Raw genomic sequence first — 23,057 nt, 5'->3', positions numbered from 1 at the left:
AATGTTTGTCTTATAAATATTAATTTAAGTAAGAAAAAGCCCCTTTTATTACTTAAAGTTTAATCCGTGTTTATTGTACTTAAAACTCTACAGACAAAGGTATTTTTTTGTTATCATAAAAAAAATGAATTAATTTTATCAAATCAATAAAAAAATTGAATATTGGATATATCATTACGAAATTTAAAACTGGTCAATGTTATTGTAAAAGAAGGTTCTGTAACCAAAGCTGCGGAAAAACTCTTCCTTTCTCAACCAGCATTAAGTCATCAATTAAAAAAACTGGAAGAAGAAATAGGTCTTAAAATTTTCAACCGATTAAACAAAAAACTGATTCTTACAGAAGCCGGACAAATACTCTATGAAACTTCTGAAAAATTATTAGTCTCGTTTCATCTTCTCAACTCCGAACTAGAAGAATTAAAAAAAGGGAAAAAGAAAAAAATCCGTTTGACAACGGAATGTTACACTTGCTATCATTGGTTACCTAAAGTTGTTCAGGAATTCAGAAAAGAGAATCCGGATATAAATGTTCAAATTAATACTGAGGCTACAAAAGAACCTCTTCAATATCTTCTCGAGGGTAAAATTGATATGGCTATTGTAAGTAATCGGTCAAATAGCCCTTCTATACACTTTGCCCCTTTAATAACGGATGAAATGGTTGTTATTATCTCAAAAGAGAGTGATTTGAGGGATTTTGAGAATCTCGTACTATCTGACTTAGCAAATCAAAATCTAATTCTATACGATATCCCTGAAGAAAGAAATTATGTTTTAACCAATATTTTGAGAAACGATCTTAGTCTGGTGAAGTCTGTTCAAAAAATACAACTAACAGAAGCTATCATACAATTGGTCAGTGCGAACTTAGGCATTTCTATTATGGCAAAATGGGCTGTCGAACCTTTCTTACAAAATAATTATCTAAAAATTATTCCTTTTAAAACAAATCAAGGACAAAGGAATTGGTTTATTGCCAGTCTCAATAAGGCAGCAGAAATAGAAAATTCATTTATCAAGCAGATCAAAAAAAAATTTAATCAATAAAAATCTGATTCAGAAGTTAAAAACAGTTAATATCTATACATCAAACTCCGGATCTATCAAAACAAACTATTTGCTTTCTTCCTGCAAACTATCAAACGGGATAGCGTATAGCGTTTATTTTTTATTTTTATCTTTATCCATACCCGCTACATCATAAAAATCAATCTGTAGTATCTAATCATCTTGTACACAATTTCAAAAAATTCAGATGGAAGGAATAGGAAACACCCCACTTATCAGGTTACAACAACTAACGGATACAGATAGTGCAACTGTTTATGTCAAATTTGAAGGAGCAAATCCCACAGGAAGCATGAAAGACAGAATGGCATTATCGATGATTGAAGGTGCCGAAAAACGAGGGGAATTAAAGGCTGGCGGAACCGTTGTTGATTATACAGGAGGAAGTACCGGAAGCTCTTTGGCGATGATCTGTGCTATAAAAGGATACAAAGCACATTTTGTATCATCGGACGCCTTTTCTGAGGAAAAACTACAAACAATGCGGGCTTTTGGAGCGACATTAGATCTGGTTCCTAGTGAACAAGGAAAAATAACAGCTAATGTTATTGATACAGCTATCAAAAAAGTAAGTGCACTCGCAACCCAGCCCAACACCTTCTATACAGACCAGTTTAAGAACATCGATAATCGAAATGCGTATCACAAAATGGCGTATGAGATAATGGATGTTTTAGGAACAAACATCCATGAGTTTATAACAGGTGTAGGAACGGGAGGTTGTTTTTCGGGAAATGCAGAAATACTAAAAAAAGAAATTCCTGGTATTAGATGTATTCCTATAGAACCTTATAATGTCAGAACCTTATCCGGAGGGGATACTTCTGGTACACATCGACTCGAAGGAATGGGCGCCGGATTTATTCCTGCAATTTGTAGAATGGATTTAGCTGATGAGATTATTGCCGTAACAGATAAAGACGCCTATAAAACCGCCAGAATATTAGCCAGAACCGAAGGGATTTTTGGAGGCATCACCTCTGGAGCCAATGTATGGGCAGCTTTGCAAAGAGCAAAAATAATCGGAAAGGGAAAAACAATTGTAACCGTCGTTTGTGATTCTGGTTTAAAATATCTAAACGGAGATCTGTATACATAATATCCATTCATAGTATTTCTGCATGGAAGGTCTCCTTTATAAACGTTCCCAGGATATTATATTCTCCAACAATACCACAGTACTCCATACCTCTTTTTATCGATATTCACTTTCGGAATTCCGTAAGGTACTTTTATTTTTTATCTTTATCATTGGCAATCAAAACAATAAAAAAAAACAGCATGTTTTACAACGGTGCTAATTGTGATATTTATATCGGAAAAGGAGCTGGAAAAAAACTCCTAAATGATATCCGGAACGCTAAAAAATCTATAAAAATTGTTTCCCCCTTTCTTTCGCCATTTTTAATCGCTGAGTTAATCCGTTTCAGAAAACGAAACTTAGATATAGAACTGATTACAACCGACACTATTGAAGATTTTTATGGGGATTATGAAAGAAATATACATCAGCTGATTCTCCAAAATAAAGAAACAGACAGAGAAGCAGTCGAAAAACGTGAAAAATGGAAAGATATTTCAAAAATTCTAACCTACATCACCTTGGGGCTTCTAGCAATATGCATTGGAATTGCCTATTTCTTTAGAGATATAAAAATTGCCCTGGCGCTCATTCCTATTGGTATAATGGTACTGATCATAAAGCTTTATAAGAACAAAATAAAAAACCAAAGAATCTACTCCTATTGGTATTCACAGCTTTTTCCCTTTAAGGTGTATATGTCACCCGATACGACAGCATTAAGTGATACATTTATTCATGGAAAAATTTATTTGATAGACGATCAAATTGCCTATTTAGGTTCCTTGAATTTTACCGCAAGCGGAACAAAACACAACTATGAAACCCGAATACGAACAACTGATCCTAATGTGATAAAAGAGATCAAAGAAGAGCTGTACCAACTCTTGCATCATTCTGATATACCAGAAAGAGACATACAGTATTGGGGAAAACAATTGTACCCTGAGCCTATTAATTAAAAATAAGAAGTAAATCGGGTGGCTCTGCAGTAATTAGTATAGACTGATAAAAATAACATATTCAGTAAAAAACACTAAAGAGAGCAGTACGAAATGTATTAAGTCGCTTTGATCATAATTATCAGTCTTTAGATCGTAAGATTATAAAACGAGTAAATTTCAGAATGGGACAATTAGCAAATCAACTCTCATTTCATTTCCCGGTATTCAGTGACATACATATAGAACGAGTTTCTTTTGTTCCTGTTATTAATTAAGAATGAATTCATAGAAGTATAGAGGTTGCTTATATTCCTAAGTCAAATGTATCCAAATATGGAGGTGCTGGTTATCCCGGAAAAGAAAATGGGCAGTTCTGCGAATATCCAAAAGGGGTTCCGAAATTTTATACGTGGAATGAATTTCTATGTCGATGGGAGGTTTGTTTTCTCTTTTTATTATTGATTTAGTTGCCGGATGTAACACCTATAAAACCATAGTGTTCCTCCCCCTTTTTTATTGGTTTCACCTTACGGAAAACCGTAAGGTATTTTTGTTTATTCTCTTTATTATTACCTGATCAAACATATAGACTCTATATGTTTTGATACATATATCTAATTGTCTTAATCAACCAATAAAAGAAACATTTTACAAATTAAGAATAATGAATAAAGTAAAAAAAACAACCTTAAAAGGAGATGGAGTGTTCGCTGAAATTTCTTATAAAAAAGAAGAAACTGTACTAGTTGGAAGAATAGAAAAAGAACTAACAGCTAACCATTCACATGCCTCACAAATAGGTTTAGATAGATTTGTATTCCATAATGAGATAATCCGTATGGTAAATCATTCTTGTAACCCTAATTGTGGTATTAAGGTTAATCCCACTGGGGCTCACAATATTGTAGCCATGAGAGATATTCTAAAAGGAGAAGAGATTACATTTGATTACGCTATGAGAAATTATACAGTTCAGTACTTTCCTTCTTTATGTAAATGTGGAGCCGAACAATGCCGTGGAAAAATTACGGGTTGGAAAGATTTACCAATTAATAAAAAAGAAGAATATAGTCGTTGGGCTGCCCCTTATCTTTTAGAATTAGACGCAGTGAACCTTTCTTAAAACTACTGATCTCCACAGCTGTATACAGTAAACAAGGGGGCGACCCCCTCCGGCTATAGGGTCTAGCCCGGCAAAAAGTATTTCGAAGCATTAAATTAATATTTCGAAGGCTTCCGGGACGGGTTCTAAACCTTGCTGTTCATAGCTGTTTGCCCAAAATAATAGAAAAAAGGGCGTTCATTAAGGGGCTTATGCCCAAAACTGTGGATAGACAAGCATTAAATGAATGTTTCGATTGATTAAAAGCATTCTTCGAAGCAGTTCGGGAATGCTTAGAACGTGTGCTATAAGGAGTTCTAAGGAGTATCAGCACCCATCGATCCTCTATAAGACAGGCTATAAGGGGTTGCGATGGGGGTTCACCCCTGTTTAAGTGTGTGTGTGTTCTTTTTTACATAAAAACACTGCTTTTATCCCCTTACGTGCTTCTTCTTCTTAACAAGTAGCTATTAACCAGGATCATTTCCAATAACTAGAATACGCTTTATATACTGGGCATCGATACACTATTTACTGAAACTACTGCAAAAAAAATGGATACTATTGTATACAGTATTACATGATTAGTTATATTGTGCTATCAATAGAAACACAAATCATCAACAGTATGGGCTTTAAAGCAGAACTAGTACTAGACAATAAGATATATCCGCTATTGCTCTGTGATTATGAGTTCTCACAGACAGCAGATCATACAGGACGCCCCAATCCCTATATTACTGCGGGGATTATCGATATTCGGGTTCCTATGACCCGGGACGATGTATTAGTGGATTGGGTATTGCAACCTTCTCTAATGAAGAAAGGAACCATCACCATCTATAAATACGATTTGAGTGCTGTAGAAACGACTATTAATTTCTATAATGCACATGGATTACACTACCACTTAGCATTTGATGCCGAATCTGCACAGACTGCCTATATCGATTTTAGAATCAGTGCGGGAGAATTACATCTTAATGAGCTGATCCATGAGAATAGATGGAACCCGGAGAGACATCAAGCGGTAGTGACGCCAAGAGAGGAAGAAACTGTTTTAAACCCCAGAATCGTATCAGGTTGGTGGTCGTATGACAGAGAAGGAAAAGACCGCTACCTACAAGAAAAGGACGGAAAAAAAATTGCTTTAGAATTAGGACAAAGTATGTACTTTCATGTAGAAACCGCTGAGATACCCGCAGGGGGAGAACTACAGTTACAGCTATTTGATTATGACCATTTTTTATGGGTAGATAACCTAAACTATGATACTTCTAAGTTTCCCAATGACCCTGTATATAAAAATGCTATTGTAGAAGCTGTAGAGGGAAAAAGTATTGCCACGGTACAGGTTGATCTAGATGATAGTTGGGAGCCTGTAATAACAGATGATCATGACGAACCCTCTATTGATCAAAAAATAGAGTTGTACTGGGATATTTCTTATACTAAAAATGATGGTGCTAGCATATCAGCAACTATGCCCAGAAATCAAAGAGATTTCTTAAAAGTGGGGTATAACACTAGAGACTTATATATACAACCTAGTTTAATTGATGCTAATATACCAGAGTTTAGACGAGGTGATAATGGTAATCATTTACTAATTCTTAATTTTGGTATCGATTATGTAAAAGGGAAAGTAACAGATAAAGTTAGTGAAACCATAGGCGAAGTGGTAAATGCTAAAGTAGATAACATTACTCATAACTTTGCCATAGGAGAGCTAAAAAAAGGAAAATTAGTAGATAATTTTGGCAAAGTATATCAGAACCCCAAATCTAAAACTTATATATCAGACACCTATACTAATGAAGGAGACCTGATAAAAGATGTTGAGCGCAGAAAAGACTTTACCTACCGTTCTCCTGAAGGAGTAAGAACTACTAAAGGAATCAATCAATATGATTATTTTAGCAAAAATGGGGCGACCCATATAAAGGTATTAGGTTTTTTAAAAAATGCTCTTAATGGTGTGGACACGATAACACAGGCATTAGATGTAATGAAAGCAGGGGTTAGTGAAGCTTCTCCCTTTGATGAACCTTTAAACCTAGATTTTTTAATCGGACTTACTAAAAACCATCCGTTAGTTATTAAGTTTACATTTGCTCTAAAGATTGCAGGAGTACTTATACAAGGGGTAAAATCTGAATGGGATGAGGAATTAGAAAATTCCTTACAACATGATTTGGATATCGCCAAAGCAAAAGGGTTACAAGCAGTTAAAAATTGGGTGTTTTCCTATGGAAAAAAAACAGGGTATAAGATTTCAAAAATTACTACTGAAGCAGCTAATAAAATGTTACAAGGAGAATTAACAAAAATGGAAGAAGTACTCAATTATAGAAATAAATCTGAATACCCCGAATATATCTCAATATTGTATAAAGAGTTTTATGACTCTAACTCTGATAAAACAATTACTATTTTAGAGAGTTTTTATTTAAATAATTAAAAGATGAGCAGACTTTTTTTAAATGCATTAGTGTTTATGTTATTCATTAACTGTTCTAATGTAAAGAATATAATAGAAGTGAAACAACTAGAAACAGATGTTCCTGTAGTTCTGTGGGTTAACCATAAGTATAAAAAAATTATAACAATTGATATTCCCTTTAAATTCAAAATACACAATAAATCTTTGATAAACAAGAAGTTTACTTCTTATGAATATTATGACAATGATATTCAAAGTAAGAGAGGTTTTGTATTGTATCTAGTTAAAGGTAATCAACTTATTAAACAAGGTTTTCAACCTAAAACCATTAAACAGAATAGTTCAGGAGATTACATAGCTTACACTTCTCATATATTAGATTCTCTACCCAATACACAAAATAAATTAAGAGCTTATCTTGATGATATGTTAATTAACAAAAAAGACTCTCTATTGGTAGGTTCTTTAAAATCCTTTTCTAAAAATCACAATGAATTAATTCAAAAAACAGTTAAAAACGATACTATTATAATTAATTTTCTAGAAAAAGAATCAAAAGGAGGAACATGGTCTGAGGTCAAAACACCCATTGATTCCTGGTTTTAAAACAAGTATAATAGGAATATATTCAGAGGTTTAGATGTGGAAAAAGAGAGTTTAATACTTTTAAGGAGTTTGATGTATTCAATACAGAGAATGTGTTTAGGCGTGAAAATATTGAAATTTTATATCGAACAACAAGAAACAATAATCGAAAAGAAGATATTTATATAATTGAAACAATTTTTATCAATGAATAATTTTTTACTGCTATTATTCTTGTTTTTAACACAATGCAAAAGTGTAAATCAAAAAATCGATATTACACAAAAAGAAGTTAATCAAGAGATAATTATTAGGACTGCTAGTGATGATAAAATGAGCATTATAACAATACAGTTTCCTAATTCAATTGTTTTATCTAATAATTCATCAATCGATAGAGATTTCTTAACCATTGATTACAAATACAACAATATTCCATATAATAGAGACTTAAATTTAGGTTTATATGTAATGAATGAAAACGGTAAACTAAAAAGGGTAAGAAATAATAAAAAGAAAACGATTCTTTCTAAAGAAAAGCGTAGCTTTATTTACTACTCAAGGCATTTTGTAGATTCTTCAAAATCTACTCAACAGTATTTTAGATCTTATATAACTAAAATGCATGAAGAAAATAAAGATACACTACATATAGGCACTGTTTCAGAATTTAAAAAAAAATATGAAGAATTATTCAAACAGTTAACACAAGGGGATAGTATATCTATACGGTATTTAGAGGGTAACAAAATAAGCGGGCGGACAATTATACCTATAAAATGGTAAGTTTGATATGTAATAACATGATTTTAAAAAATGTTTTAAGTGATAGCTTGCTTACATTTTTAATAGGCTTTATTATATCCTCCCTTGGTACTTATTGGTCGGGGAGCATTCCCTGACCCGGGACGATGTATTAGTGGATTGGGTATTGCAATTGAATTTAAACCTTCTGATATAAGCTTTATTGAATGGAACAAGCCAAATGGAGATAGAGAAAAAAAATATGGGTATCGATAAGTGTGTTTTTATTAAAAGAAAATGACTCATTTATCGGAAGAGTATTAAAATCATTAATTTTTATAATGAAACCTGATAAAGAAATTTTAAGCGATTACGGAAAAAAAGTAATCTCAGAATGTTATGATCCTGGGATTGCCTATATAGATCAATTAAAGATGGAAGAAAACCCACCTTTTATAATAGCAGATGAAGTGGATTTTGTAAAAAACCTTACAGATAATCAGATAAAAGGTTTAAAAAAAATAATTCATCGTACTCAAAGCAATTTATTATTTTCTTTATTTAGGATTTTCGAAGAATGTAATGAAGAATATAAGATATTTTACAAAGATGATAAAAAGATGGTGGATCTTGTAGAGATTAGCGAGATGCTAAAAGCTGAACATATGATTAAAGGAGGGTGGATAGATCGTTTTAGTAAAAAAGTTAAAGATGATGAGGCTATATAATTATCATTAAAAAACATTAAAAGAAAACAACATGATTAACCAATGGAAGGCTCTTAGTTTTAGGTCTCTTTTATTCGCAATACTTTTTTCGAATTGGTTATATCCTCAACATAAAGATCGTACCATAGAAGACATAACTCTGTCATGTGTTTACGAAGCATTTACTAAAGGGGGAGTTGATCTAAAAAAAGAATTAGAATCATATGAAGCTTTTTTAGTGCAGAACAACTTCCTGAAAAATAAATCTGGAAAAGAATATATTGCTTTTTTGCAAGAAATGAATAGAATAAACTATATTCCTGCTACTCGACCAAATGCTTTATTCATTAGATTGTTGGAGGCTGATTTCAAGACAAATTATGATAAAGATTGTGTTCTTAAAAAAGTTATAACAGAAGGGAATTTTTCTTCTCTATCTGATTTTAAGAATACAAAATTACATCGATTAGAGCAAGCTGTAAAAAAAGTGATGTATCGAAATGAAGCTGATTTTAAGACGATATCTAAAGTACATTTGGACATCTTAGACGAAAGTGATTATGAGAAACCATATTTTAAAACGATGTTTCTTTTATCAATAGCGTTAGGGTCAAATGAAGAAGGGCATGAAGTATTTGAGAAATTGCCTCCTCTTCCAGATAATTAAATTTCTATCGTCAAAATTAGAAGAAATATAAAAGTATTACTTATGAAAAAATAAGTATATGAAGTTCCAGAGGGCAAGATAATAATTCCCCAAAATTAATTTTTTGGGGGTGTTATTTGTAATACTCCCCTCAAAACATGGACTTCTTTTATTCGAAAAAATAATACTGAAAAATAAAACAATGATAAAATATTTCAACAAAAACAAGAATATAGCCATATCCACTTGAATTATAAAAGATAATCTATTATGCATTTTGAAAATATTAATCAGGCAAAAAAAGAGTTAGTTGAAGCTATATTAATTCAACACAAAGCACTACTTGAGGATGATGATAAAACTCAGGAAAACAGTATAAATAGAGCTTTTAAAATCGATGAGTATATTACTCAAAACTTTGATTTAAAAGAAATGAAAGATTTACTGATGTATAATGATCCTGGTGTTAAATCATGGATTGCAAATATGTTACTACCTATATATGAAGATATATCTTTAGAAATTCTGAATAATATTTACAAACAGAATATTCCATTTATATCAATGAGTGCTCGAGCTATGTTTTGTAAATGGAAAAATGAGCCTATTTCCTTTGATTAACTACAAACTAATAATACTGACTTATACTCAATTAAACCCTAACTAACCATGAAACCTGCATTTATAATATTAGTGTTCCTTATATCTTCATGTCAATCTGGGAATACTGATTTATTAGAAAAAAACACTTATCAAATAGTTTCTCTATTAATAGATGAATTTGGAACTTCCTTGAAGTTTGATCATCCCCAAGGAGAAAAAAAAGCGGATTTAGATACTAATTCTAATCCTACTATAGGAATAAATAAAGTATTAAAGTTTACAAGGGAAAGGCTTAATCTATCAAATAAAAAAGAAGAAAAATCCTATCTAAAGCTATTAGAAACATTTAATACCTTTAGAGAAGATATTAATCTTGATCTAAAAAAAATAAAGGTTAAAGAAGGATATAATTTAATATTTATAGACACTACAAAAACAAAACAAGAACAGTATAACAAGTATGATAGACAATTGTATTTGTCTAGAATTTCGTTTGATAAAAACTATAAAAAAGCCCTCACGACAATATCAATAAAAAATGGAGGATATTATTTATGTCTACTAAATAATATCAAAGGAAATTGGGAAATAGAGAAGAGTGAAATGCTATACATCTATTGACAAAGATTGATAGAGTACGATAGTTTTTTTAATAGTCTAATAACTGTAACTAATAATGAAAAATGTATTTTTAATAATTGGGGGGCTATTTTTTTTAAATTCTTGTCAATTTAATGAAAAAGAGAAAGAAAAGAATACATATGAGATCATATCATTGCTTATCGATAAGGCAGGTAGACCTATTAAGCCACCTCCACCACCAGAAGGTCAAGAACCATTTTTTACAACTAACCAAATTGATTCTATTATGAAACAAAGTCAAGATGTAGCTTTATTTCCAGTGTTAGAACAGGAGAAAAAAAGATTTGTTAAAGATGATAGTTATGGGGAAGAGTTTAATAATCTTTTAAAAAAATTAGCTACACTTAATGATGAGGTGTTAATTGATATATCCAAAATTGAAGTTCCCAAAGCGTTTAAATTGGATATTGTTGACACTCTTTTGTTAAAATCAGATAAGAGACATATAAATAAGAATTATGATATTCTGATTTATTTTTCAAATATATCGTTTAGTGATAATTATACTAAAGCTGTTTTGTCAATAGGTACTACAAGAGGATATTTAAACGGTAGTTCAGCTATCGTTTTTTTAGAAAAAAAAGATGGTGTCTGGAAAATAGTTTATTCGAAAGAGTACGAAATCTCTTGATTAAAACAACAAAGAAAGTTAACTAACAACCAAGCTATTGTAATCTAAATAAAAGGGAGTGTTACATTAAAAGATACTCCCCTTTATTGAATTTTTGGTGAGTACATGTTTATGTCTAGAAACTATGTAGTACCTTAATAATTAGTTGATTACAAAGAGATACGTGAAATTATCAGAGGAAAACAAGAATGCATTTTGAAAATATTAATCAGGCAAAAAAAGAGTTAGTTGAAGCTATATTAATTCAACACAAAGCACTACTTGAGGATGATGATAAAACTCAGGAAGACAGTATAAATAGAGCTTTTAAAATCGATGAGTATATTACTCAAAACTTTGATTTAAAAGAAATGAAAGATTTACTGATGTATAATGATCCTGGTGTTAAATCATGGATTGCAAATATGTTACTACCTATATATGAAGATATATCTTTAGAAATTCTGAATAATATTTACAAACAGAATATTCCATTTATATCAATGAGTGCTCGAGCTATGTTTTGTAAATGGAAAAATGAGCCTATTTCCTTTGATTAACTACAAACTAATAATACTGACTTATACTCAATTAAACCGTAACTAACCATGAAACCTGCATTTATAATATTAGTGTTCCTTATATCTTCATGTCAATCTGGGAATACTGATTTATTAGAAAAAAACACTTATCAAATAGTTTCTCTATTAATAGATGAATTTGGAACTCCAACAATACCACCTAGAGAAATTTATGGGTTAAAACCTTTTACCAAAATTCAGATTGACTCAATAAAAAATCGGAAACAAAAAATAGCTTTATACCCTAAACTTCAAAGCTCTGATGAAGAGTTTGTATATAATGATGATTTTGACAAAGAGTTTAACAAATTGGTAAGTATGCTAAAACATATAAAAGATAGTAAAGCAATTGATTTGACTAAAATAAAAATTGATAGACCATATCAATTATCTTTTATTGATACTGTAGCAATGAAAAATGATCGACGCTATATCGAAAAGAATTTCGATAAGTCGTTATATTTTTCTCGAATATCTTTTAACCAAGATTATACAAAGGCAGTTTTAATAGTAGGTGTTAGTATGGGACCTTTAAACGGGTATGGATCATTAGTGTTTTTGGAAAATACTAATAATACATGGAAGATAAAGGGAGCTGATACATTTTCTATCTCATAATGTGCTTTAAAAAAATATTAAACATAATGAGGTTATTCTTATTAATGCGATAACAATAAATATGAAAGACAGGAAAACACATCAAAAATAAAGGCGCTACTAATTATGTGTAACTTAAAGATAAGTTTAGTGTTGTTCTTTATCACTTCTACTCTAGTGCATTGTCAGAGTAAAAAAACATCTAATGAAGAAATGATAACCTCTTTTTTTAATACGGTTTATAAATCGAATATTCCTTCTGATGATTTATATAAACAATACTTTTTTGAAGACTCTAATGCTATCGAAATAAGGGATCGTATAATGAAACTTTTTAGGAAGCATATTGTTCATATAAAATCTAAAAAAAACTATTTGTTAAATACGAAATCCGAATTTGAGGTTGAGAATTATTCTCAAAGTAAAAGAACTGATTTAGTTAAATTTATAGAAAATGATGATAAAGAAAATATTTACTTTTTGACTGTAGATAACAAAATAGAATTTTATGTTTTACTTAAACAAAATAAGATATATTCCTTTGAGTATGTAAAGAAGGGAGGAGAAGGACTTTTTATAGCTTATTATTAAGTTTGGTTTAATGATGCATTGTAGTATAATACTATGGAATTTGAAAAATTATTAGGAAAACATATTTCTGTATTTGAAAAAGTAATAGGAAATGACTTCGAGAACAAATTGCATGGAAAATATCTTTATTATATTCCTAATAAGGATATTAAAAAGTATTTTCTTGAGGTATCATATTATGCGATATCAATTGTTGTTGATAAAAGCGACGTACTCGAATCAATCTCATTACGTTTTTATAAAATTATAGATAAACAATTTTATTCCTCGTTAGTTGACAAATATAGAGTGCCTAATTCTATTTTAGTGCCTTCTGGATCATACACAATAACAAGTGAAAGTATCACAAAAGAGGATTCAGACAGTATCGTAGCAAGTACAAGAAAGAGGGAAGTTGATCTAAGAGAAGGTACTTTTAATGAGAAACCATTCGTTATGATATGGAAAAAGGAAAACTTCTATATTCAAGCTTTTTTAAGATATGAGCAGAATATTAGTGAAATTACATTTAGTATAGACGGTTCTCCTTTTATTATAAAACCAAAGTAAAAGAATTGAAATATCAAAGCTGTTATATCAATAGATATAACTTCCTTGTTTCTCAAAATACCGTATTATTGTTTTCTTTCAGACAATAAGAACTACTGTTGTACAATCAAAAAAACAGAGAACATATATGATTCAATACCTGCTTCCCTCATTTGATTCTTTTCCTATTTCAGTTCATGAATTTACTCCTGAATGCTCAATACAAAAAACCATTGTTTTTGCCCCGGCAGTTGCTGTTCCTCAAAAGTTTTACTTCCACCTGGCTACTTACCTATCTGAAAAAGGATATCACGTAATCACTTTTGATTATAGAGGAATCGGATCTTCGAAACCCAAAAAAATTACTCGCTTAAAAAAAGATGGGTTTCTTTCCTGGGCACTGGATTTTAAAACGGTTTCGCTTCATGTCAAAAACAAATACTCTCATCATGCGCTATACATGATCGGTCATAGCTATGGAGGTAATACAATTGGACTCAGTGACGTATATCAGTATTATGACAAACAGCTTTTCGTTGCTTCGCAATTTGGAGTTTTTAACAATTTTTCTGCTACAATGCGTTTTTTAATCACTCTCAATTTCAGGTATCTCATTCCTATCACCACATTCCTGTTAGGGTATTATCCTGCCGGCTGGTTTGGGTTAGGGAATTCATTGCCTTCTCAAGCAGCCAAAGATTGGGGGACCTTCTTATTACATCCGGATTCCATGCTTTATTTCGCCAAACAAAACAACACTACACACCACACACGAATTCATACCCCTATGTTATTGATCAGTATCGAAGATGACACCTATGCTCCTACAAAATCTGTAGAAGCCCTGACCCAAAACGTATATACAAATGCGATGAGCGAACAACTGCATCTCTTGCCTAAAAATTACGGATTGTCTCAAATCGGACACTTTGATTTTTTTAGACAAAAAAATAAAGATATATTGTGGCCGATTGTAACAAACTGGTTCGAAAAACAACATAAAACCCCATGAACAAACAGGTCAATTATCAGGCTTCCAATACTTATGATACATTAAATTCACTTACAGATCACACCAAAAATGTATGGTTGGTCTTTCACGGAATCGGCTATCTCAGCAGGTACTTTATTCGGTTGTTCTCCAGTTTTCCTCCAGAAGAAAACTATATAATCGCTCCGCAGGCACCTGCCAAATATTATAAAGACGAGCAATATAAGCGTGTCGGATCGAGCTGGTTAACCCGGGAAAACACCCTTATAGACACACAAAATGTACTGAATTATATTGATGCTATTATGACCTCAGAAAACATTCCTAGTCATGTAAATCTCAATGTTTTGGGCTATTCTCAGGGAGTAAGTATTGCCAGCAGATGGATTGCCAGCAGAAAAATTAACTGCAATGCGTTGGTACTGATATCAGGAGGATTTCCTAAAGAACTGACTAAAGAAAACTTCTTGTTTTTGCCAGAAACAACGCAAAAACTACACATCTTAGGAGCGAATGATCCCTATTTCGAAAAAAGTAAAGTAATTGCTGAGAAATCCAGAGTACAAGATATTTTACCTGGTATCAGATTTATTACCCATCAGGGAGGACATGAATTAGACTGGAAAACCCTACAGCCACTACTCTAGTCTTCTATTGGTAAACTACCTTGGGGATTATCCTTTTTTTGAGTGTCAAAAAAAATACTTCTTCACCTGATTACGTGGTCAAGTGAAGAAGCTTTATGTACTAAATACATTCTTACAGTCAATGGTAAAAGTAAACCTATCTTCTGTGCTATCCTAGAGGAAAAACACGGTTTTTACAGAAGGGAAATTTCCCCATAAAGGTCATAAATACAACTGTAGCCCTACCCTGTGTATATTTTGTTTCTTACGTAAGAAAGAAATCGATTACTATTGTAGTAAACTATGCTTACCTTACATCAGAGATGGTATTACTCTAATTGAGAAAAAGCTTCTTTGGATCTGGCAGTATCATAGATAATTTTTAAGGTCGTTATCTTATTATCTGAATCAAACTCCAATACATCTACTACATTAAAAATAACCTGCTGATGATTACGTAGTTTCCATTGGTATTCAAAAAGTATCAATATTCTGCTTGAAGTAGGCTCACTAAAAATACCATCTAACCTCAGTGTAGATGACATTGTATCTGCAAACAACTGGGTATAAAACAATCTTGCCGGCATTCGCCCGTATAGCGGAGATTCAATAACTGCGTCTTCTGCAAATAATAACAGGGTCTCTTCTACCAATGCCTTTTCCAGACATGACAAGTATTTTTTGGCTATGGTTTCTCTGAGTTGATGCATCTGTTTATAAATAACGTTCTTGTAGTACCTGAAAATGATGAATCTGATGTCCCTGCAATATATACCCTACAGCTCGGGCGCTCATTGGGCTTCCACTTGCGTTTCCTATTCTGGTTAACATCTCCTCGGTAAAACCGGAAAAAAGAGTGATCGTACCACTTCTTACTGCCTCGAAATCTGCTACTAACTGCGGAATTGTATACTGATTCGCATTAGAAAACGGGACATACTCATCTTGCTCAAATCCCATAATAGGAGTTTTATCATTTCGCGCAAATCGCAAAGCTCTGTATGCAAAGATCCGTTCTGTATCGATCAGATGCTGAAAAACTTCTAAGACAGTCCATTTGCCATCAGCATAGGCATACCGGTGTTTTTCAGAAGGAATTGCACTGATAAAATTGACAAACTCTTGTTTTCTTTCCCGAAGCCCTTCAAGGATATTTGCACTTGTTGCTTTTTGTATATACATACGATAATATGTATTGTATTCCTCTGTAGTTAGCTGATCTATCATATGCTAAAAAATTAAAAGTGAGGTAGAAATTTAGCATTTTCCACCTCACTATATATGTTTATTAACATTTTTTTATCCGATAACCGGGATATAAATGCTCTGTGAGCACTACTTCTTATTAGAAATACCAAACAGAGGTTATAAAAAAGCGACCTCTGATCGCTCTGCAAATTTATGCAGAATTACGACTGGCATTAATATTTCCAAAAAGAGAACGGGTAACCATTTTTTCATAAATCGCAAGCACCTCCGGAGTAGCATCTCCTGACTCGTTTAACTCCTGAATCATCTTCAGGGCATACTGTTGGATCGTAAGCAACGGCAATACGATTTTTTCTCTGGCTTCTACAGAGGCTTTTCCTGCCGGTTCATTCTCCATCAGTTCTGTATATCCTGTTAATTTAAGCAGTAGTTTTTTGGTTAGCTTGTACTCATTATAGATAATATCCCAAAAAGCACCGTATTCTTTATCTTCTTTCATATAGGCAGTAAGACCAAAGAATGATTTTGATAAACTCATCATACTATTTCCTACTAATGCTCTAAAGAAAGCGGATTCATTATACAGAGCAACTACCTTATCAAAAGCTCCTTTATCTTCGAAGTGTTTTAAAGCAGTTCCTACCCCGTAAAAACCGGGTACATTTTGTTTCAACTGACTCCAGCTTCCTACAAAAGGAATAGCTCTCAGATCTCCAAAGTCCAGAGTAGCACTCTTACTTCTCTTGGATGGGCGGCTTCCTATATTGGCTTTTCCATAATACTTCAGCGTACTCATATGCTCCAGATATGGAAGGAATTTAGGATGATTCTTAAAATCAACATATGTCTTATAGCTTACTTCTGCCAACTCCTCCATTGTCTCTTTATTTGCTGTAGAGAACAGGTTTTTCTCATTATTGGTCAATTCATTTTCAACTCCTGCTCCTAATAGTTGCTCCAGGTTGTACTGACATGAATCCAATGTTCCAAAATTAGAACTAATCGTTTGTCCCTGAACAGTTAATTGAATTTCTTCATCTTCTACTGTGGGACCTAATGAAGCATAGAACTGATGTGTATTTCCTCCTCCACGAGCTGGTGGTCCTCCTCGTCCGTCAAAAAACATCACCTTTACATCGTATTGTCTGGAAATAGCTGTCAAGGCTTCTTTGGCTTTGAATATTGCCCAGTTTGCCATCAGGTATCCTCCGTCCTTGGTTCCATCAGAGAATCCTAACATAATGGTTTGCTTCATACCTCTTCGTTTCAGGTGTTCCATATACACCGGATTGGTATATAATGCTTCCATTACCTGATGGGATACTTTCAGATCTGGTACGGTTTCAAATAACGGAATCACATCGACAGTAGGCTGCTCCCAATCACATAATCGGATCATCGCAAAGGTCTCCATAACATTCAAAACACTTCCATTATTACTTATAATGTACCTATTCGATCCGCGCTCTCCGTTATTTTTCTGGATGGTTTTTATCGCATAGATTGACTCTACGGTTGCTTTCGTAATATTTTCATCAAAAATTGAAGGGTCTAGCGTTCCTTTTACATTAGACAATACCTCAATTTGTTCTTCTTCTGACAGGCTTGTGTACGTTTTTGGAAAAATCCCTAAATCCAACGCATTTGTTTTTTCGACAATTTCTGTCAATACTTTATGGTGTACACGGGAGTCTTGTCGTATATCCAACGCTCCAAAATGGAATCCAAAGATTTTGACCTTGTTGATCAAGTCTTGCACATCTTCTAAGAACAACGATTGATGTTTTGCTATCAATTCTTCTTTGATCTCTTTTAATCCCTCCATTAAGGTTTCCAGCTTTAACGGTGCTGCTGTTTTGGCATAATAGAAGTTATCATATAGCGCATTTTCTAACACTGCTATCTTATCCTGAAGATTTCCGAAAGTAATTCTCCTCTTTAGTTCTCGTATATCTCTGTAATAGTTGATCAGAATCGTTTTCCGCAACCTCTTTGCTACTTTTAGGGTAATCTCAGTGGTTACAAACGGGTTCCCATCCCGGTCTCCTCCAGGCCAGAATCCCAGATTGATTAAATCATTCGAAAGATCTTCTCCTTCAAAAATATTTTGCTGTACGTAGTTATATATTTTTCCTACAGAATGATAAAACACATTTTCTAAATACCAGATAAGACTAACGGCTTCATCAAATGGTGTTGGTTTTTCTTTTTTGAAAAAAGCAGTTTTCCCTAACTGTGCCAATAGTTTTTTTATCCGTAATAAATCATTAGCTCTGATCGCAATATCCAGGTCATGAATAATTCCTAAAACAGTTCCCGGATAAAACTGGGTGGGATGCGCTGTTAAGGTTGTTCTAATTTTGAACCTTCTCAGGTATTCTTGTAATTCTTTAAGCTTTCCCTTGGCTTGTGCTTCTTCTTTTATACTTCGTAAGGTACCACGCCCATCCATATTATTAACAACAGGAAAGGCTGCATCTTCTATTGCATCAAATAATACAACCTGACGTTCTATATATTGAATAAACCGAAATAATAAATCGTGTTTATCTTTATCCGAAGGATTGTTTTGATACTGCTCAAAAAAACTTTCTACAATTTCTTTTGGGTTTTGCTTATCAGCATACCCTTTAATACATACTTCCTGAAATAATGGGAGTAGTACTCCTGTGTTTGTAATCGTATCAAACGGTAAGGTAATAAATATACTATTGTATATCTGATACTTAGAGAGAACGTTGTGGTTAAAACGTTCGATTTTTGGTTCTCTTGCCATCTTAGGTTATTGGTTACTATATGGTTAATAATCATAAAAAAGCCCCTTAAAAGGTATCTTTTAAAGGGCCGTTATCTTTTCTAAAGAGAAAAACCCTTTACAAATCTTTAAAAATAGAATGCATTAAACGTTTCTTATCATTAATGCTTTCCTCTAAAGAGATCATAGTTTCTGTACGGTACACTCCTTCGATATCATCTAATAAAAAGATAATGTCTTTTGCATGAGTAGTATCTTTCGCTCTAATCTTACAGAAGATGTTGAACTTTCCTGTAGTGATATGTGCTACAGTTACAAAAGGAATATTGTTAATCCTTTCCAACACAAACTTAGTTTGTGATGTGTTTTGAAGATAGATCCCTACATAAGCTATAAAAGAGTAGCCTAGTTTTCTATAATCTAATGTTAAGGAAGACCCTTCTATAATTCCTGCTTCTTCCATTTTCTTTACTCGTACATGAACTGTACCTGCAGAAATCAATAATTTTTTCGCAATATCCGTAAAAGGGGTACGGGTATTTTCAATCAACATGTCTAAGATCTGGTGATCAATTTCGTCTAATTTAAACTTTGCCATAGTTCGTTTTTATAATTTTCCCTATTATTTATATATGCAAAAATAAAAGAAAAATAATGTCTTAACCTGCGTATCGTTAACTTTTTGACAATTCTAATGAGAATATTTCAAAATCCAGGGTGATTTTAGGTAACACAACCTCTCGAACTATCTCTACTACATCGTTATAGTAGCGTATCGCTCTTTTTTTTCCAAAAATCTCTCTATGACCAAATTTTTTTTCCAAATTTCCAATTTCAGCCACTTTTGGGATGAATTTCACTTCATTTTCGATCAATTTTTCCTCATACTGGACACCTATATCGACAATTTCCCCTTCCAGAAGTACCTCCCTGATGATGATATCATAAAAGCATTTTTCATTTTCCGGTATGGTAAAATATGCTTCGAACTGATCTCCTGTCACAGTATTTGATGCCAGATATAACGCAGACGATATCAGTGAATAGTAGATAAGAGCTCTTGTTTTCTCTCTATCATAATCGGTAGGGTAATGTCCCGCTTCAAAAAGAACCGTAGGAATCCCTCTAAACTCCATCGTATCTCCCGTACAATTGATATTAAACCCATCATCATATCTTCCTACACTATCCGGGATGCATTGCTGTAATATAGTATTCATCTCTGCAATTACCTCCATCGCTATTTTTCGACTGGGAGATATCGATCTTTCCTGATCTCCTGCCGCAGACAAAAAAGAAACAATAGCTGATGCATTCGTTTCACCTGCACTAAAAATAGTACGTTGCCCATGTAGATTAAAGGCAAAATCAGGTTGTAATTCATCAATTACCTTTTTAAGAACCACACTTTCTTTCTGTGTTAAGTCCTGAGCATCTCTATTAAGATCAACCGAGTTATAATTTAATCGGGTATACGCTTTTGCGCCATCAGGATTAAGTATTGGTATAATATATAAGCTGCAATTTTCTAATACTGTAGAAGATATTTCGTTATCAGCAGCTATCAATGTATTTATAAAATCAAAGACCGCCTTAGTGGTGGTACTTTCATTTCCATGCATCTGAGACCAATATAATAGTTTCTTTTTTCCGTTTCCTAAACGAGTCATATAAATAGGAGCATTGTTTTCTGAACGCCCAATAACAGTTACCTCAATGGTGTCTGACAAGGATTTTAACAACGGTTCTATATGTTCTAAATGGATGTATCTCCCAAACAAACTCGATTCTTTATAGTTTGCAAATGCGGTCTTTAATCTCTCTATATTCATAAAAATGTATCGAAATGGAAACACGAAAATACTATAGTTTACTTTGGTATCATAAGAAAAAGAAAGAAAGTTACAATTGTAAAACCCTTCCTTGTTTACAACTGTAAAACACCTGTATTTACAAATGTAAACCAATGTGTATTGATTAGTTGTTTAGTATTGTAAACAGTGGTTTATGGCAAAAATATTTTACAACAAAAGCTTTATTAAAATACTTTCAATTAATTAATTTCTAGATATTTAAGTGTTATTATATAAATTTATAGTTTAATACTGTAAAATTCTTTTTTACAGGGTTTACCATTTGTAAACACTCTTTTGTTTATCTTTGTAAACATATAACTTTTAAACTGTAGTTTACAATGGTAAACAGTGAAGATTTCTCAAAAAGATTGGAAGAATTAATGAATTATTACGCACTGTCAGCTTCTGCTTTTGCGGATTCTTTATCTATAGGACGTTCTTCTATTTCTCATATTCTCTCAGGAAGAAATAAACCGAGTTTGGATTTTGTTTTAAAAATTACGGAGCGTTATAACGAGGTTGAGTTGGAGTGGTTACTTCAGGGAAAAGGAACTTTTCCTGCTAGTAAACAAACTGCCCCACCGGTAACGAGCTCCCCTCCTGTTTCTGTTTCTCCACAGGTTCCTGCTGAAACAGCAACTGACACAGCTCAGGATTTATTTTCAGAACCAGCATCGACACCAGTCGTAAACACACCTGTACATGCCCCCACTGCTCCCTCTTCACATCAAGTGCCTGATACATCTGCTCCTGTAGAGGCTATAAAAAAAGCAATCGTTCCTTTTAGTAATGATATTGATCGAATCGTTATTTTCTTTTCTGATGGGACCTTCACCTCCTATCGTCAAAAAAAATCTCAATAATTTTTTTCAGCATTCTTGTATTTTTTCTGGAAATAGATTTATTTTCGTTCAGCCTTATTATTCATATATGAAGCCAATCGCTTTTATCTGCATTTTTTTAATGCTTACCGGATGTTATCAACAAGAGAGGAATTGTAAAAAATTTCAAAACGGGACATTTGAGTTTGAAACATACCTCGACGGGGAACTCGCCAAAACCCAATTCATCAGAAATGATTCTATAGAAATTGATTTTTTTCTTGGCAAAAGTGACACTTCCAGTGTACGCTGGATAAATGATTGTGAATATATCGTCAAGAAACTTCATCCTAAAAACAGATCTGAAGAAAAGGCTATTCATATGAAAATTTTGACAACCGATGGAGATTCCTATACTTTTGAATACGGACTTGTCGGGTCGTCGACAAAACAACGTGGAACCGCTAAAAAAATAAAATAATGTTTGACATTTTATCATCCCCGGATGCATGGGGAGCCCTGGTTACTTTAACCTTCCTGGAAATTGTATTAGGAATAGACAATATCATTTTTATATCTATTGCTTCTAGTAAGCTAGAAAAGACACAACAAAAAAAAGCCACTAATATTGGATTATTCCTGGCTATGATTATGAGAATTGTATTGTTATTCGGTATTTCTCTTCTGGTAGCGATGGAAGCTCCATTCTGGCATATCAACCTCCCCTGGTTAGAAGCGGGAATTAGTGGTCAGGCACTTATACTATTTGGAGGAGGGATTTTCCTTCTTTATAAAAGTGTACATGAAATCCACGAAAAAGTGGAAGAAAAAGGAGAAGAAGAAAAAGAAGTCAAGGCAAAAAGCTCTAATTCACTATCACGAGCTATTCTTCAAATCACTCTGATTAATATTGTTTTTTCATTTGATTCAATCCTGACAGCTGTAGGAATGACAAGCGGTCTTAGCGAAAATCCTAATGATGCGTTGATCATCATGATTATCGCTGTCGTTTTATCTGTTTTGGTTATGATGATTTTTGCTGTACCTGTCGGACGTTTTGTCAATAAACACCCTTCTGTTCAAATTTTAGGTCTTTCTTTCTTAATCCTGATAGGGTTTATGCTTATCACAGAAGCTGCCCACCTGGCTCATTTCAAAATTTTTGATGAAGAGATTGGTGCAATTCCTAAAGGGTACCTGTATTTTACCATTACCTTCTCTCTATTTATTGAATTTTTAAACTTTAAGCTGAGAAAAAAGAACAGTCAATAAATTTTAACATATACCGGGAATACCAAAACCCGTCATACAATATATTTAAAGC

Annotated in this window: 26 protein-coding genes; 21 read left to right on the top strand and 5 right to left on the bottom strand. The window is 32.9% G+C overall.

The annotated features are described in order from the left end of the window. Positions 1-162: 162 nt before the first annotated feature. The 18 genes from HN014_RS16615 to HN014_RS16530 all read left to right on the top strand — a co-directional run bounded on the left by HN014_RS16615 (position 163) and on the right by HN014_RS16530 (position 15,113). A complete protein-coding gene (locus HN014_RS16615) occupies positions 163-1,050 on the top strand; it encodes a LysR family transcriptional regulator (RefSeq protein WP_176029974.1) in 888 nt (295 codons plus the stop codon). Between the two features lie 208 nt (positions 1,051-1,258). Next, positions 1,259-2,170 (top strand): PLP-dependent cysteine synthase family protein, encoded by a 912-nt coding sequence (locus tag HN014_RS16610; RefSeq protein ID WP_176029973.1) that lies wholly within the window; start codon positions 1,259-1,261, stop codon positions 2,168-2,170. A gap of 182 nt (positions 2,171-2,352) precedes the next feature. Next, complete coding sequence (locus HN014_RS16605; RefSeq protein ID WP_176029972.1) at positions 2,353-3,114, top strand: phospholipase D-like domain-containing protein; 762 nt, start codon at positions 2,353-2,355, stop codon at positions 3,112-3,114. A gap of 646 nt (positions 3,115-3,760) precedes the next feature. Next, on the top strand, positions 3,761-4,219 hold the full coding sequence (locus HN014_RS16600) for an SET domain-containing protein-lysine N-methyltransferase (protein WP_176029971.1): 459 nt from the start codon (positions 3,761-3,763) through the stop codon (positions 4,217-4,219). A 559-nt stretch (positions 4,220-4,778) separates the two neighbouring features. After that, the gene (gene tssD / locus HN014_RS16595) at positions 4,779-6,659 is read left to right on the top strand and encodes a type VI secretion system tube protein TssD (protein WP_176029970.1); all 1,881 of its coding nucleotides are present in this window, start codon (positions 4,779-4,781) and stop codon (positions 6,657-6,659) included. Positions 6,660-6,662: 3 nt separating this feature from the next. Then, a complete protein-coding gene (locus HN014_RS16590) occupies positions 6,663-7,247 on the top strand; it encodes a hypothetical protein (RefSeq protein ID WP_176029969.1) in 585 nt (194 codons plus the stop codon). Between the two features lie 186 nt (positions 7,248-7,433). Continuing rightward, on the top strand, positions 7,434-8,012 hold the full coding sequence (locus tag HN014_RS16585; RefSeq protein WP_176029968.1) for a hypothetical protein: 579 nt from the start codon (positions 7,434-7,436) through the stop codon (positions 8,010-8,012). Between the two features lie 299 nt (positions 8,013-8,311). After that, a complete protein-coding gene (locus HN014_RS16580) occupies positions 8,312-8,698 on the top strand; it encodes a hypothetical protein (protein ID WP_176029967.1) in 387 nt (128 codons plus the stop codon). Positions 8,699-8,729: 31 nt separating this feature from the next. Continuing rightward, on the top strand, positions 8,730-9,344 hold the full coding sequence (locus tag HN014_RS16575; protein WP_176029966.1) for a hypothetical protein: 615 nt from the start codon (positions 8,730-8,732) through the stop codon (positions 9,342-9,344). A gap of 249 nt (positions 9,345-9,593) precedes the next feature. After that, the gene (locus HN014_RS16570) at positions 9,594-9,944 is read left to right on the top strand and encodes a hypothetical protein (RefSeq protein ID WP_176029965.1); all 351 of its coding nucleotides are present in this window, start codon (positions 9,594-9,596) and stop codon (positions 9,942-9,944) included. 48 nt (positions 9,945-9,992) lie between these two features. Beyond that, the gene (locus tag HN014_RS16565; protein ID WP_176029964.1) at positions 9,993-10,547 is read left to right on the top strand and encodes a hypothetical protein; all 555 of its coding nucleotides are present in this window, start codon (positions 9,993-9,995) and stop codon (positions 10,545-10,547) included. A 55-nt stretch (positions 10,548-10,602) separates the two neighbouring features. Beyond that, positions 10,603-11,199, top strand: coding sequence for a hypothetical protein (locus tag HN014_RS16560; protein WP_176029963.1), 597 nt, complete (start codon positions 10,603-10,605; stop codon positions 11,197-11,199). A gap of 188 nt (positions 11,200-11,387) precedes the next feature. Continuing rightward, positions 11,388-11,738, top strand: a complete 351-nt coding sequence (locus HN014_RS16555; protein ID WP_176029962.1) for a hypothetical protein — start codon at positions 11,388-11,390, stop codon at positions 11,736-11,738. Between the two features lie 48 nt (positions 11,739-11,786). Continuing rightward, positions 11,787-12,377 carry a hypothetical protein gene (locus tag HN014_RS16550; RefSeq protein WP_176029961.1) on the top strand — a complete coding sequence of 197 codons (591 nt, stop codon included), beginning with the start codon at positions 11,787-11,789 and terminating at the stop codon, positions 12,375-12,377. 105 nt (positions 12,378-12,482) lie between these two features. Then, complete coding sequence (locus tag HN014_RS16545) at positions 12,483-12,947, top strand: hypothetical protein (protein WP_176029960.1); 465 nt, start codon at positions 12,483-12,485, stop codon at positions 12,945-12,947. Positions 12,948-12,980: 33 nt separating this feature from the next. Then, positions 12,981-13,496: a hypothetical protein gene (locus HN014_RS16540; RefSeq protein WP_176029959.1), complete on the top strand. Its 516-nt coding sequence runs from the start codon at positions 12,981-12,983 to the stop codon at positions 13,494-13,496. Positions 13,497-13,623: 127 nt separating this feature from the next. Further along, positions 13,624-14,487 carry an alpha/beta fold hydrolase gene (locus tag HN014_RS16535; RefSeq protein ID WP_176029958.1) on the top strand — a complete coding sequence of 288 codons (864 nt, stop codon included), beginning with the start codon at positions 13,624-13,626 and terminating at the stop codon, positions 14,485-14,487. Then, positions 14,484-15,113 (top strand): alpha/beta hydrolase, encoded by a 630-nt coding sequence (locus tag HN014_RS16530; protein ID WP_176029957.1) that lies wholly within the window; start codon positions 14,484-14,486, stop codon positions 15,111-15,113. The genes HN014_RS16535 and HN014_RS16530 overlap by 4 nt, the downstream gene beginning before the upstream one ends. Before the next feature lie 308 nt (positions 15,114-15,421). Here the strand turns inward: HN014_RS16530 and HN014_RS16525 are convergent, their stop codons facing one another. The 5 genes from HN014_RS16525 to HN014_RS16505 all read right to left on the bottom strand — a co-directional run bounded on the left by HN014_RS16525 (position 15,422) and on the right by HN014_RS16505 (position 20,888). Further along, positions 15,422-15,802 carry a nuclear transport factor 2 family protein gene (locus HN014_RS16525; protein ID WP_176029956.1) on the bottom strand — a complete coding sequence of 127 codons (381 nt, stop codon included), beginning with the start codon at positions 15,800-15,802 and terminating at the stop codon, positions 15,422-15,424. Positions 15,803-15,806: 4 nt separating this feature from the next. After that, positions 15,807-16,319, bottom strand: coding sequence for a DinB family protein (locus tag HN014_RS16520; protein ID WP_176029955.1), 513 nt, complete (start codon positions 16,317-16,319; stop codon positions 15,807-15,809). 172 nt (positions 16,320-16,491) lie between these two features. Next, positions 16,492-19,077 carry a phosphoenolpyruvate carboxylase gene (locus HN014_RS16515; RefSeq protein WP_176029954.1) on the bottom strand — a complete coding sequence of 862 codons (2,586 nt, stop codon included), beginning with the start codon at positions 19,075-19,077 and terminating at the stop codon, positions 16,492-16,494. 97 nt (positions 19,078-19,174) lie between these two features. Continuing rightward, positions 19,175-19,654 (bottom strand): Lrp/AsnC family transcriptional regulator, encoded by a 480-nt coding sequence (locus tag HN014_RS16510; protein WP_176029953.1) that lies wholly within the window; start codon positions 19,652-19,654, stop codon positions 19,175-19,177. Between the two features lie 76 nt (positions 19,655-19,730). After that, complete coding sequence (locus HN014_RS16505; protein ID WP_176029952.1) at positions 19,731-20,888, bottom strand: M14 family zinc carboxypeptidase; 1,158 nt, start codon at positions 20,886-20,888, stop codon at positions 19,731-19,733. 362 nt (positions 20,889-21,250) lie between these two features. Between HN014_RS16505 and HN014_RS16500 the strand changes: the two genes are divergently transcribed. From HN014_RS16500 to HN014_RS16490, 3 genes are all read left to right on the top strand, one after another. After that, the gene (locus HN014_RS16500) at positions 21,251-21,775 is read left to right on the top strand and encodes a helix-turn-helix transcriptional regulator (protein ID WP_176029951.1); all 525 of its coding nucleotides are present in this window, start codon (positions 21,251-21,253) and stop codon (positions 21,773-21,775) included. Between the two features lie 67 nt (positions 21,776-21,842). Beyond that, positions 21,843-22,214, top strand: coding sequence for a DNA topoisomerase IV (locus HN014_RS16495; RefSeq protein WP_176029950.1), 372 nt, complete (start codon positions 21,843-21,845; stop codon positions 22,212-22,214). Then, entirely contained in the window at positions 22,214-23,005 is a 792-nt protein-coding gene (locus tag HN014_RS16490; RefSeq protein ID WP_176029949.1) for a TerC family protein, read from the top strand. Before HN014_RS16495 ends, HN014_RS16490 begins: the two co-directional genes overlap by 1 nt. Positions 23,006-23,057 lie beyond the last annotated feature (52 nt).

This window comes from Aquimarina sp. TRL1 (assembly GCF_013365535.1).
Classification (GTDB): domain Bacteria; phylum Bacteroidota; class Bacteroidia; order Flavobacteriales; family Flavobacteriaceae; genus Aquimarina; species Aquimarina hainanensis.
The sequence above is the reverse complement of the archived record's forward strand: the minus strand, read 5'-3'. Positions and strand labels throughout refer to the sequence as shown.